At 25.6% G+C, this 12,666-nt stretch carries 13 protein-coding genes; 3 read left to right on the forward strand and 10 right to left on the reverse strand.

Annotation, left to right across the window (positions count from 1 at the left end; translation table 11 throughout):
* Positions 1–62 precede the first annotated feature (62 nt).
* Genes asrC through O212_RS0111370 form a run of 5 tightly spaced genes read right to left on the reverse strand, consistent with a single transcriptional unit; the run spans position 63 to position 4,374 of the window.
* Positions 63–1,034 carry a sulfite reductase subunit C gene (gene asrC, locus O212_RS0111350; protein WP_024615225.1) on the reverse strand — a complete coding sequence of 324 codons (972 nt, stop codon included), beginning with the start codon at positions 1,032–1,034 and terminating at the stop codon, positions 63–65.
* Between the two features lie 12 nt (positions 1,035–1,046).
* Positions 1,047–1,841, reverse strand: coding sequence for an anaerobic sulfite reductase subunit AsrB (gene asrB, locus O212_RS0111355; protein ID WP_029699343.1), 795 nt, complete (start codon positions 1,839–1,841; stop codon positions 1,047–1,049).
* Positions 1,831–2,850, reverse strand: coding sequence for an anaerobic sulfite reductase subunit AsrA (gene asrA, locus O212_RS0111360; protein WP_024615227.1), 1,020 nt, complete (start codon positions 2,848–2,850; stop codon positions 1,831–1,833). The genes asrB and asrA overlap by 11 nt, the downstream gene beginning before the upstream one ends.
* Before the next feature lie 13 nt (positions 2,851–2,863).
* Positions 2,864–3,637, reverse strand: coding sequence for a formate/nitrite transporter family protein (locus O212_RS0111365; protein ID WP_024615228.1), 774 nt, complete (start codon positions 3,635–3,637; stop codon positions 2,864–2,866).
* Positions 3,638–3,690: 53 nt separating this feature from the next.
* Complete coding sequence (locus O212_RS0111370) at positions 3,691–4,374, reverse strand: Crp/Fnr family transcriptional regulator (protein ID WP_024615229.1); 684 nt, start codon at positions 4,372–4,374, stop codon at positions 3,691–3,693.
* Positions 4,375–4,516: 142 nt separating this feature from the next.
* On the opposite strand from O212_RS0111370, the gene O212_RS0111375 reads away from it, so the two are divergent.
* Entirely contained in the window at positions 4,517–5,158 is a 642-nt protein-coding gene (locus O212_RS0111375; protein WP_024615230.1) for an undecaprenyl diphosphate synthase family protein, read from the forward strand.
* Position 5,159: 1 nt separating this feature from the next.
* The gene (locus O212_RS0111380; RefSeq protein WP_024615231.1) at positions 5,160–6,638 is read left to right on the forward strand and encodes an NAD(P)/FAD-dependent oxidoreductase; all 1,479 of its coding nucleotides are present in this window, start codon (positions 5,160–5,162) and stop codon (positions 6,636–6,638) included.
* A gap of 39 nt (positions 6,639–6,677) precedes the next feature.
* Here the strand turns inward: O212_RS0111380 and O212_RS0111385 are convergent, their stop codons facing one another.
* From O212_RS0111385 to O212_RS0111395, 3 genes are all read right to left on the reverse strand, one after another.
* Complete coding sequence (locus O212_RS0111385; protein ID WP_024615232.1) at positions 6,678–8,030, reverse strand: sodium-dependent transporter; 1,353 nt, start codon at positions 8,028–8,030, stop codon at positions 6,678–6,680.
* Between the two features lie 285 nt (positions 8,031–8,315).
* On the reverse strand, positions 8,316–9,131 hold the full coding sequence (gene yidA / locus O212_RS0111390) for a sugar-phosphatase (RefSeq protein ID WP_024615233.1): 816 nt from the start codon (positions 9,129–9,131) through the stop codon (positions 8,316–8,318).
* A gap of 49 nt (positions 9,132–9,180) precedes the next feature.
* Positions 9,181–9,735 (reverse strand): VTT domain-containing protein, encoded by a 555-nt coding sequence (locus tag O212_RS0111395; protein WP_024615234.1) that lies wholly within the window; start codon positions 9,733–9,735, stop codon positions 9,181–9,183.
* A gap of 159 nt (positions 9,736–9,894) precedes the next feature.
* Here O212_RS0111395 and ytaF point away from each other — a divergent pair, with 159 nt between their 5' ends.
* Positions 9,895–10,515 (forward strand): sporulation membrane protein YtaF, encoded by a 621-nt coding sequence (gene ytaF, locus O212_RS0111400; protein ID WP_024615235.1) that lies wholly within the window; start codon positions 9,895–9,897, stop codon positions 10,513–10,515.
* A gap of 133 nt (positions 10,516–10,648) precedes the next feature.
* Here the strand turns inward: ytaF and O212_RS0111405 are convergent, their stop codons facing one another.
* Together O212_RS0111405 and O212_RS0111410 are read right to left on the reverse strand one after the other, a co-directional pair.
* Positions 10,649–11,065 (reverse strand): DUF3785 family protein, encoded by a 417-nt coding sequence (locus O212_RS0111405; RefSeq protein ID WP_024615236.1) that lies wholly within the window; start codon positions 11,063–11,065, stop codon positions 10,649–10,651.
* Positions 11,066–11,104: 39 nt separating this feature from the next.
* A complete protein-coding gene (locus O212_RS0111410) occupies positions 11,105–12,214 on the reverse strand; it encodes an iron-containing alcohol dehydrogenase family protein (protein ID WP_024615237.1) in 1,110 nt (369 codons plus the stop codon).
* Positions 12,215–12,666: the final 452 nt, after the last annotated feature.

Raw genomic sequence — 12,666 nt, forward strand, 5'->3', positions numbered from 1 at the left:
AATAACTTTTTATTATATTTTATATAAACTCGTAGTTATATGAGATTTAAAACTAAAACTTATTAAAGATTAGGATATTTTATTCCACTCCAATAAACATTATTTTTCATTATAGCTTCATCTGAAAGATTAACTCCTTCTAAAGCCCATTTTTTCCATTCCATAAATCCAGTTCTATCTATAATATATCCAATATGCTCTTTTCCACCTGGAGCATCTTTAGCTATATATTCTCTTACATACTTGTAAGTATTTTCTATAATTTTAACTATACTATCTTCATCAGCCCAAATTAAGAAATCCTCTCCAAGTCTTGGATTTTTCTTTCCTGTTCTTCCCATTATTGAAAGTCTATAATATTTTTCTTTACTTCTTGTCCATGCTCTTGTAGGACATGCCATTACACATTCACCACAACCAATACATTTACTAGCATCTCTTTTTACTTTATAATTTTCAAAAGTTAATGCCCCTGTAGCTTTCTTTTTACATGCATTAACACAAGCTTTACAACTTACGCATCTATAATAATCATATTGTGGCTTTGTCATTCCAATTATTCCAAAGTCATGCATTCTAGCTTTTATACAATCATTTGGACAACCAGTAAGAGCTACCTTAAAGTGAAGATCATTTGGGAATATTGCTTCTTCTATTCTTTTTGCAAAATTAGTTGTATTATAATTTGCAAAAGGACAAACATTATTTCCTATACAAGCTGAAACATTTCTTGTTCCTGCTGCTGTATATCCTTCACCTTCAACTTCTTGATTTATTTGAAGTCCTTCTATTATAGGTTGAAGCATTTTATTAACTTCATCAATATTTTCAAATTTAATTCCTGGTATTTCAAATCCTTGTCTTGTTGTTATGTGAACAGATCCATTACCGTACTTATCTGCTATTTCTTGAATCATCCCTAAATATTTTGAATCTAAGTGTCCTCCTGGAACTCTTACTCTTGAAGCAGTAATTCCTCTTGTCTTAGTTACTCTGAACGCATTTTTTTTAAGCTTCTTTGTATTCATATCCATAAAGCGTTCCTCCTAATCTATTAAAAGTTTACCTTTTGTATAATTAAATACTGGACCATCTAAACATATATATGTATCGTCTATTTTACAATGTCCACATTTTCCTAGACCACAACACATCTTTCTTTCTTGAGAAATCCAAATATTTTCTTCTTTTATTCCAAGTTTTAAAAACTCCATTACAGTAAACTTCATCATCATAGGTGGTCCTACAACTATAATTTGAACACTTTCTTTATTTTTAATTTCAAGTTCAGGTATAAACTTAGTTACAAGACCAGTGTGTCCAGTATATCCTTCTTCTGCTGAATCAACTGTAACTATTAAGTTCATTTTTTCTTCCCAAGCTTTTAAATCATCTTTAAAAAGCATATCTTTTGGGCTTTTAAATCCTGTAATTAAAGTTAAACCAGTAGTTTCTTCTGAATTATTAGCAAAATAATTCACAACTCCTCTAACTGGTGAAAGTCCTGTTCCTCCAGCTACAACTATTAATTCTTTATTTTTGTAATTATTCACATCAAATCCATTTCCATATGGTCCTCTCATGAATAATTTATCTCCAACATAGTTTTTGAATATTTCATTTGTAACTTTTCCAACTCTTCTTATTGTTAAGTCAACAAAATTTTCTCCTATCCCACTTACTGATATTGGTGCTTCACCATATCTTGGTATTGAAACTTCAAAGAATTGTCCTGGTTTTACATCACCTTTAAATTCCATTCTAAATGTATATTCTATATCTGTATGTTCAATAACTTCTAATATTTTTGAAGGAAATGGTATATAATCATTATTTATCATTTGCGTTCACCTCATCCATTGCATCTTGTAACTTATTTATACATCCTGATACACTTATGTATTCTGGGCATATGTCATCACATCTACCACAACCTACACACATATGGTATCCCCATCTCTTTTTATAATCATATACTTTGTGCATGATTTTGAATCTCATCTTTTCCCCATTTGATTTTCTAAATTCATGTCCACCAGCCATTGTAGTATATCCAGGAACTTGGCATGAAGCCCAAACTCTTCTTCTTTCACCTACATTTTCATTATCGCTGTAGTATATATCTTGCATTGAATTACAAGTACAAGTTGGACAAACAAATGTACATCTTCCACAAGCTATACATCTTTCTGAATATTCATCCCACATTTTTGATTTAAATATATTTATATTTAAATTATCTGGAATATTAACACTCACTTTATTTTCTAAAACAAAATCTGGTTTTATATCTTCCTCTTTTTTAGGAATATCATTAAAATAGCTATTAAATTCTTCATCTTTTATATCTAAGTATGCGTATTCATCTTTAACTTTTAAATATGCATCATAATTTTCTGATTTATTTGTTCCCATATCAACGCAATAACAGCTATCAAAACTATTTTCACATCCAATAAGAACAAACTTTACATTATTTCTTATTCTTTTATAATAAGGATCTTCAAATCCATTTCTTAAATAAATATCATCTAATCTTTTAACAGCATGTAAATCACAGCTTCTTAAAAATATTATTTGAGGTTTATCTTTATAATCTGGTACTTTATATTCATCTTGATTGAAAAATAATATTGTTTCTGTTATAGGAATTAACGCTTCCTTATATGAATAATCTGATTTTTTATTAAATTCAATATCCTCTACTCTTTTTACTTCTTCGTATCTTACAACATCTGTTTCTGATGATCTTCCAGCTCCTTTTATAACAGTTGGTGCCATAATCTTATAACTTTTTGATAAGTTTTCAAAAACATCGTTTAAATCTTTAGTTCTAATTTTAAATCCCATAATAAACTCCTTCCTAATGAGCTCTTTTATTTGTTGAAATTATATAATATGGGATTGCAACGAATACTACTCCTCCTACAATATTTCCTAATGTTACAAATACTAAGTTATACAAACTTCCTATTAAGTTAACATCTCCATAAGGCACTAGATTCCCAATAGTAAGAAGTGACATATTTGCTATACTATGTTCAAATCCTGTTGTAAAAAATACATATACACAAAGTACAATCATTAGAATTTTTCCTAATTCTTCTTTCATTTTGTAACAACACCACACAGCTAAACAAACTAATATATTACAAAGAATTCCTCTTACAAATAATTCCCCTGGCATAACATTTACTTTTTTCATTGCATACTCTGCCATGAATTCTCCTGAAATGCCTCTCCAAAGCCCTGATGCATAATAAAGAAAAGCTACTAAAACTGATCCAATAAAATTACCAAAGTAACTAACTCCCCATATTTTTATTAAATCTCTAAATTTAATTTCTTCTCCTAAACATCCTGATGCCATAACTAAAGCATTGCTAGTAAATAGCTCTGCACCTGCAAAAATAACTAAAGCTAACGCTACTGAAAACGAAAGTCCCATAACTATTTTTGTAAATGACGATCCTGCTTCGTTTAATGTGCCTCCTACTGTATAAGCAAGTATTACTCCAAATCCCACAAAAAGACCTGCAAGAATAGCACTAACAAAATAACCTGTTAAATTATTACTTAATAGGTTAGTCTTCTTTCTAGATAGTGCTACAATCTTATTAAAATCTTCTAAATACATTTCTAATTCCCCCTAATTATATTCCCTTTCTTTTCTTTTATCTGTGATAATTATCACAAACCCTTAAAATAATTAGACAGTTCTTCCCTGTCAATTACTATAACTTTCTTATTTTCTCTTCTTATAAGTCCCTCCTTTTCTAATATTTTTATAGCCCTTGAGATAGTTTCTCTTGGCATGCCAAACATATCTGAAAGATATGTAATGCTTATTTTTAAATTAATTAAAGTTTCTCCACCACACTCTACCCCATAGTCTTTAGATAGCTTCCATAGCTTAGCTGCAAGCCTCTTCTCTATTTTAAGCGGTGTTGAATTTTTCATTTGTCTATATAATCTTCTTACTTTTGAAGACAATGAATTTATAACTTTTTTTGTAAGTTCAAAATCTTCACTCATTACTTTTATAAAGTTATTTCTATCAAAAACATATATATAACCTTCGTCAAACATTTCACAACTTATTGAGGATTTAATCCTTTCTAGTATTACCTCGTTCAATATATGTCCTTCCCCTAATATAAATATTATTTTTTTATGAGCAGCTTCATTTAATTTATATAATGAAACTTTTCCACTCTCTACTATATAAACATTATCTATATACTCTTTGTCTCTAAATACATGTTGCCCTTTTTTAAAATGAACCTTTTTCCCAATTTCACATAACTTATTTAAAGTTGAATCATTAATTCCTTCAAATTTTTTACATTCCCTCAATTCATTTAAATTTATCATTTCATCACCTATCCGTGTTTATTTCTATATTAATATACTTTACATTACATATATTTTTCAACTATTTTATTAATTTATATTTGGATAAATTTTATTAATTTGGAAATAATAAAATTATTAAAGTTTTTAGGAGGAAAAAAGTATGAGAATTCCAAATCATATAGGCATAATTCCAGACGGCAATAGAAGATATGCTACATCAGTTGGTTTAACAAAAGATAAAGGGTATTCACTTGGAATATTACCAGGCCTTATATTATTTAAACAATGTCAAAAGTTAGGTATTAAAGAAATGACTTATTACGGCTTTACAGTTGATAATACTAAAAGACCTTCTGAACAAAAAAAAGCCTTTATAGATGCTTGTGTAGAATCAGTAAAACTTCTTCAAAAAGAGGATTGCGAAATTTTAGTTATAGGTAATAAAGAATCAAAAAATTTTCCAAAAGAATTAATTCCATACACAAAGCGTAGAATACTTGGAAAAGGTGGAATGAAAATAAACTTCTTGGTTAACTACGGATGGGAATGGGATCTTTATTCATTGAAAAAAAGTACTAGTGATAATAAAAATATAACTAATTCTATACAATCTAATGATATATCTAGAATAGATTTAATAATTCGTTGGGGAGGAAGACGAAGATTAAGTGGATTTTTACCTGTTCAATCAGTTTATTCAGACTTTTATGTTATAGATGACCTATGGCCAAACTTTAATGAAAATCATCTACTTGAAGCATTAGATTGGTATAACAAACAAGATATAACTTTGGGTGGCTAAAATGAATAAAAATGTTATTATTATAGGCTCTGGTATTGGTGGAATATCAACAGCTCTTAGATTGCAAAATATAGGCTATAAAGTTACTATTTTAGAAAAAAATAATTTCCTTGGTGGTAAAACTTCAAGTATTAAATTCAAAAGTTTTAACTTTGATTTAACTGCAACCTTACCTATTCTATTTAAACCATACATTGAATTATTTAATGATATAAATGAAGACATTAATAAACATATAAAAATTAAATGTATAGACCCTTGTTATAAAATATTTTTTAATGATGGTAATAGCTTTAACATTTCTTCATTCATTCCTAACTTAAAAGAAACTATTTCTAATATTGATGAAGATGATTTTGAAAATTATTTAAAATTAATTTCTAATGCTAATAATACATTTAATCTATTAAATAATAACTTTATAAATAAATCTTTTTTTAAAACAGTTGATTTAATTAACTTGTCTAATATAAAAAGCTTAATTAATAACAACTATTTAAATGATAGTTGCTATTCTTATTTAAAAGATAACTTAAATAGCAAATATTTAATTAAATATTTATTGTTTCAAAGCATGTATGTAGGTATATCTCCATATAAATCATCTTCTGTTTTTACTACATTACCTCTATTAAATCATATTGAAGGTTCATTTTATATTGAAGGTGGTATTTCAGCTTATATAAATTCTTTAATTAATATTTTTAAAAATAGAGGTGGTAAAATATTATTAAATTCAGAAGTTACTAAAATATTATTTAATAATAATAAATGTATAGGTGTAGAAATAAACAAGCAAAAGTCCTTACTTTCAGAAATTACTGTATGTAATGCCGATTACCCATATGCTATAAATAATTTGCTACCAAAACAAATCGATGTAAAGAATAAATATACTGAAAAAGATATGTCTTGTTCATGTTTTATTTTACATTTAGCTTTAAATAAAAAAATTAAAAATATAGGAATTAACAATATAATACTTAATAAAAATTTCAAAGAAAATATAGAGGCTCCGTTTAATGGAATATTATCCTCAAATCCTCATTTATATGTATATTGTCCTACAGCAATATATAAAAATTCAAAATATGAATTACTTACTATAAATATAAGAGTTCCAAATTTGTTTTATAATAAAATTGTTTGGGATAAAAATACAATAAATAAACTATATAATATAATACTTAAAATATTAGAAAATAAATTTGAAATTAAAAAACTTAAAAGATATATTAAATTTACTAATTACTTAACTCCAATTGATTTACTTAAAAATTTCAATTCTTATGCTGGATCTTCTTATGGAATAAATCACTCTATTAATAATTTATTTATATCAAGACCACAATGTAAAATTAAAAATCTAAAAAATTTATATTTTGTTGGAGCATCCACTCATCCTGGATCAGGTGTTTCAATGGTTTTAAATTCTAGTAAAATAGCTGTCTCTGAAATAATTAAAGACAACAAAAAATAGCAATGACTATATCATTGCTATTTTTATATAAAGCTTTAATTAAATAAATGTTTTTATAAATACTATAAATATTAAAGCTGGAGTTATGTATCTAACTAAAAATGTAATGAATTTAACTATTCCTTCATTTTTTAATGTTCCATTATTAGTTAATTGTGAAACATATATTTTATTACTTACAACATGACCCATTAATATAGTTACTAATATTCCATTTATAGGCAATAAAACATTTGATATAATATCATTAAAGAAATCAAAGAATGTTAAACCAAATATAGTATTATGTGCTAATAATCCATTTGGATTAGCAGATAAAGCTGCTAATGAACCAAATATTAAAATAATTATTATACAAATTATTATAGCTTTTTTTCTTCCTATCTTAAATTGTTCTGTAAACATAGCAACTAACACTTCTAATATTGATATCATGGCCATAGTTGCTGCCATAGCAGTAAGTAAGAAGAATACTACTCCAAGTATTGATCCACCTGGCATTTTTGAAAATATTAAAGGTACTGTATTAAATAAAAGTCCTGGACCACTACCTGGCTTTTGTCCAAAAGCAAATACTGCTGGGAATATTGCTGTTCCTGCAAGTAATGATACAAAAGTATCTGATAATGCAACTTTTGTTCCTGTTGATATTAAATTAGTATCATCTGTAAAATAACTACTATATGTAATCATTGAACCAGTACCAACTGAAAGTTTAAAAAATGCTAAACCAAGTGCTGATAAAAATACTGAAAATGTTACTTTTGAAAAATTTGGATTAAATAAGAATTTAACCCCTTCTATTGAATTTGGTAAAGTTAAACTTCTAACTGCACAAAATGCAAGTAAAATTATAAGTACTGGCATTAATGTTTTAGTTAACTTTTCAATACCACTTTTAACTCCCATTGTTAATATAATTCCCCCAACAATTAAAGCTAAAAGTTGCCATAGTATTGGACTTACTGGTCCAAGGCTAGTTTGATTAAACATAGTTGATAAAGTTTGGGCATTAGCACCTGCAAATTGTCCTGTAATTGCTTTTTCAACATAAGAATATACCCATCCAGTAACTACTGTATAGAAAAATAACATACAAAAAGATGCTGTTATACCAATTACACCAATTATTCTAAACATCTTTTTATCTGTTATAGTAGACACCGCACCATAAATATTTTTCTTTGTTTGTCTTCCTAATGCAAATTCACTTATAAGTGTAGGAATACCAATTATTAAAATACATGCTAAATAAATAATTATAAATGCTGCTCCTCCATTTTCTCCAACAACATAAGGAAACATCCATATATTTCCTAACCCTACACAAGAACTTAGTGTTGCAAAAAATATAGCCAATCCTGATGAAAACTTTTCTCTATTTTCTTCCATCTCATCCTCTCCGTCCTGATAAAATTATTACTAATAGATTATATACTTCTAATTATTATTTTTTCAACATATTAACCTTTAAGTTTAATATTTATTCATTTTCTTCGTAATATTTTCCATTTCTAGCTTACATTTAATCCTTTTTTTGCTATTTAAATAAATTTTATACAGGTTTTTATTATACGTTTTTTATTATATGTATAATTAATTTTCTTACATTTAATATATAGATTCAATTTTAATAAAAATAAAAAAGTGCCCTTAATAGGCACTTTTATTTAAATTTTATATTCTATCTTCTATTATAAACTTTTCTATAACTTTACTAACTCCATCATTATTGTTTGTATCAGTTATATAATTTGCAATTTCCTTTATTTTATCGCATGCATTTCCCATTGCAACTCCAAGCCCTGCATATTCTATCATTGGGAAATCATTCATTTCATCTCCCATAGTTATTATTTCTTCTTTATCTATTCCTAAATGTTCAGCTAAAAGTTTTAATCCCTCTCCCTTATTTGCTTTTTTATTAAAAAACTCTAAGAAAAATGGTGTACTCTTTGCTACACTATATTTTTCATATATTTCTTTAGGTAATTTTTTCATTCCTGCATCTAATATTTCTGGTTCATCTATCATCATTACTTTAATTATTTCTTCATCATCTTCTATATCTGAAAAATCATTTATGTGAAACTCTATTCCATTGTGATGAGCTTCATATGAAGTGTATGTATTTTCTTTAGGAGTTATTAAACCTCTTTCTTTTGAAAAAGCATGAATATTAAGTCCTGCCTCATCAGCTAATTTTTTTAAGTATTTAAGGTCACTACCTTTTATTGCAACATCACAAACAACTTCTCTACTCTTTGTTTTTTGAACTAAACATCCATTATAGCTAAGAACATAATCGTTATCACCTAAAAGATCAAGTTCATCTAAATATTTTACTAATCCATCTATTGGTCTGCCTGATGCTAATACAACATATACTCCAAGTTCTTTAGCTTTTTTTATTGATTCTTTATTTTTTTCTGTTACTTGCTTGTCCTCATTTAAAAGAGTCCCATCCATATCTAGTGCTATTAACTTATACATCTTATACTCCCCTTTAATATTGAAATTAACTTTTATCATGTACATTATATCATACTTTTTTACTCTTTATTGCTTTATAAATAAAGTAAATTGCTATAATTGTAATTACTAATTTTATTGCTTTTTCTCCAGCTGATATTACTCCATAACTTACTAAAACTTCTAATAATATAGATGATATTTTACCTAAAAATGTTGCTATATTATATCTAAAACTATCTATTTCACTAACAGCTGCAGCTAATGTTACAAAGCCAGATGGAATAAAAGGTATTATTCTACCTTGAAATATTAAAAATGCAGATCTATTTCCTTTGCTTTCTGATATTTCTTTTAAAACTTTATGCTTATTTGTTAAACTATCAAATCCTTTTTTAAATCCCTTTCTATATAATTTAAAAGTAATATATCCTCCAATTGTTTCTCCAAGTAAAGATATTATAAAGCCTGAAACTGGACCAAAAAATAAAATATTAGCTCCTGTTAGAAAAACAGATGGTATTACTCCTGAAATTGCAATTACTACGCTTATTATTAAACTTATAAAAATTGCAAATTCACTATAATTATTTAATAAATTAAAAAACCAATCTACGTTAAACATAAAACCCCCACTTTTTTTAGTTACAATCATTATAAAATAAAAATTTATTTAAAACTATATATATTTTTTTAAGATATAAGTTATTTTCTAATAAATCACCATTGTAGAAGTTTGTCATAATATAATATAACAGATAAAATTTTTTAAGAGGTAAATTTTATGGAAATTCTAATTTTAGTTTTTTCTCTTATAATCGATTCCTTTGTAGCTAGTATTGCATATGGTGCAGATAAAATTAAAATACCTAATCTATCTGTAATTATTATAAATATAGTATCATGTCTTATGCTTTCTATATCACTTTTACTTGGTGGTTATTTAGAAAATATAATGCCTGAATTCTTACCAAAATATATTAGTTTCTTTATTTTTATATGTTTAGGTATTTATAAATTATTTGAAGGTTTTTTCAAAAAATATATTAGTAAAGTTTCAAAACTTGAAAGACCTCTTACTTTTAAATTATTTGATTTTAAATTTGCACTTACAGTATATGCAGATGAAACTAAAGCAGACTTTGATAAATCAAAAAAAATATCAATAAAAGAATCTATTTATTTATCACTTGCTTTATCTATAGATAGTTTAGCTGTAGGTTTTGGAGCAAGCTTTTTAAATATTAATCCATTATTACTTTTAAGTACATGCTTTTTACTTGGAGTGCTTGCTATAAAATTAGGCTCATATATAGGAAGCAATGTATTAAAAAAACAAACAAACAGCGATTTTTCATGGGTTTCTGGAATTTGCTTATTATTAATTGCATTTTTAAAACTATAAATAAAATTTAAAACACTATTTATCAAATTAATGTAATGTGCTATAAAAAAACTTATATTAATTTATTACAAGTATACTTTTTGCAAATTCCTATACATTAAAAAAAGGTTATCTTTTAAGATAACCTCTTTTTTTAAACTTCTAACTCTTCTATTTGAATTATATTATGAGAGCAATTTGCACAAACAATAACAGTTACAATATAACTATTATCAACCTTTCCTTCTAACTCTAATCTATTATATGTTAGTCCCTCATATTCTTTTGAAATATTACTTATAACATACTTTCCATCTTTAGAATAAACATAAAAATAATATTCTAAATATTCACTTATGCTTTTCTTTTCTTTAAAATTTTCATTACAAACTTCACATGGAGTATCATAATAAGCTTTTTGAAAATCTACCTTATCACTTTCACTTAAAAGTTCTAATATTTTATTTTCATCTAATCCTTCTATGGGATTTTCTTCATCATTTATTAATTCAATTATGTTTTCATTATTTAATTCGTACTCTTTATCATTAAATTTAAATTTGTATTTCATAAAATCTCCTCTTTTCTTGAAATTCATATAATCAGTATATCATATATTATTATTATCTATTAAGCTTTTATAATATATATTATATAAATCATCATAAGTTAAATCTTCTATATGATTTTTTAACTTCTCCTTATTTTTAAATACTTCATCTGTATATTTTTTAATTTCTTCCTTTGTTACATTTATATTAATCTCTAATAAACTATTTATAAATTTTTTTAAATCTTTTAAAGACGTAAATCCTAATATGCTTACTATATTATTTACTTTCTTTCTATCTTTAAAAGAGTCTAAATACTCATTGTATAAACATAAATTTGCAAGTCCATGAGGTACATTTTTATAATATGTTAATGGATACCCCATACAATGTGGAATTGATGTCCCTGTTTTTGAAATTATAGCTCCTCCAATAGTTGAGGCAACCATAAGATTTTCTCTATCATTTTCTGTTAAATTTCCACATAAAAGATTATCTGAAACTTCTGCCCATATTTTTAAAGCTTTTAAAGCTAATTTATCTGTATATTCTGTAGCATTTTTGCTTAAATAACCTTCAACTATATGTGAAAATGCATCCATTGCTGTATTCCTACTTATTTCTATATTTAATCCTTTTGTATACTTAGGGTCTATAAAAGCTATCTTTGGATAAATCTCTTGCCCTAAATTTCTTTTACACTTTTTATTATTATCAGTTACAATTGAATATTGTGTAACTTCACTACCTGTTCCTGCTGTAGTTGGAACTGCAATTACTGGTATACTACTTAATTTTTTTTGATTAAAAATATTTTTCTTATTTACATTTAAATTTTTTATCATAAAAGCAATTGCCTTTGATGCATCTATAGCTGAACCTCCACCTATTCCTACAATAAAATCCGCCTTTACGGTACGACCTAATTTACTTGCAAGTTCTATAGTTTCAATAGATGGATTTTCTTCAACTTTATCAAATATATAATAATCTTTATTAGATAAGTCTAAAGCATTTAATATATCACTAAGTGCACCATTTATTTTTGCTGATTTTTTCCCAATAACAATTAATGCCACATCACCTAACTCATCAAATTTTTCACAATTATTTTTTATTATATCTTTATCGAATAAAACTTCTGTTGGAACCTTTAAATCTAAATCCAAATATACCACTCCTATTATACTCTTTTACTAATATATATATAATTTCATTATTAATTTATTCCATTTATATATAGGAGTTATTATGCTAAAATAATAGTATTTCTAAATAGATTAATTTTATTAAAAGGAGCTGATTAAAATAACTATTTTAAATATAGATTATTATAATAATATTTTAAATTCCTTAAATTATGGTATTATAACTTTTTCAAAAGATGGAAATATAAACTTCTATAACGATGAAGCTTTAAAATCGCTTAAAATAAATAAAACCAAAATTGAATCATCAAATATATTTAACATATTTAAACTATTAAAAATTAAATTAGATGAATTATTAAAAAAAAATATTAATTCAATAGAAAATATATCTTTATCAAATAATAAATCTTTATTCACTTGTGATTTAATACAACTAAATTCAACTAATACTATAGATTTTTTATTAATCG

It is taken from the genome of Clostridium sp. Ade.TY (genome assembly GCF_000498355.1).
GTDB lineage: Bacteria > Bacillota > Clostridia > Clostridiales > Clostridiaceae > Clostridium.

Coding starts and splice junctions, on each gene's coding strand:
- asrC (WP_024615225.1), bottom strand. CDS start 1,034: ATGGATATGAATACAAAGAAGCTTAAAAAAAATGCGTTCAGAGTAACT.
- asrB (WP_029699343.1), bottom strand. CDS start 1,841: ATGATAAATAATGATTATATACCATTTCCTTCAAAAATATTAGAAGTT.
- asrA (WP_024615227.1), bottom strand. CDS start 2,850: ATGGGATTTAAAATTAGAACTAAAGATTTAAACGATGTTTTTGAAAAC.
- O212_RS0111365 (WP_024615228.1), bottom strand. CDS start 3,637: ATGTATTTAGAAGATTTTAATAAGATTGTAGCACTATCTAGAAAGAAG.
- O212_RS0111370 (WP_024615229.1), bottom strand. CDS start 4,374: ATGATAAATTTAAATGAATTGAGGGAATGTAAAAAATTTGAAGGAATT.
- O212_RS0111375 (WP_024615230.1), top strand. CDS start 4,517: ATGAGAATTCCAAATCATATAGGCATAATTCCAGACGGCAATAGAAGA.
- O212_RS0111380 (WP_024615231.1), top strand. CDS start 5,160: ATGAATAAAAATGTTATTATTATAGGCTCTGGTATTGGTGGAATATCA.
- O212_RS0111385 (WP_024615232.1), bottom strand. CDS start 8,030: ATGGAAGAAAATAGAGAAAAGTTTTCATCAGGATTGGCTATATTTTTT.
- yidA (WP_024615233.1), bottom strand. CDS start 9,131: ATGTATAAGTTAATAGCACTAGATATGGATGGGACTCTTTTAAATGAG.
- O212_RS0111395 (WP_024615234.1), bottom strand. CDS start 9,735: ATGTTTAACGTAGATTGGTTTTTTAATTTATTAAATAATTATAGTGAA.
- ytaF (WP_024615235.1), top strand. CDS start 9,895: ATGGAAATTCTAATTTTAGTTTTTTCTCTTATAATCGATTCCTTTGTA.
- O212_RS0111405 (WP_024615236.1), bottom strand. CDS start 11,065: ATGAAATACAAATTTAAATTTAATGATAAAGAGTACGAATTAAATAAT.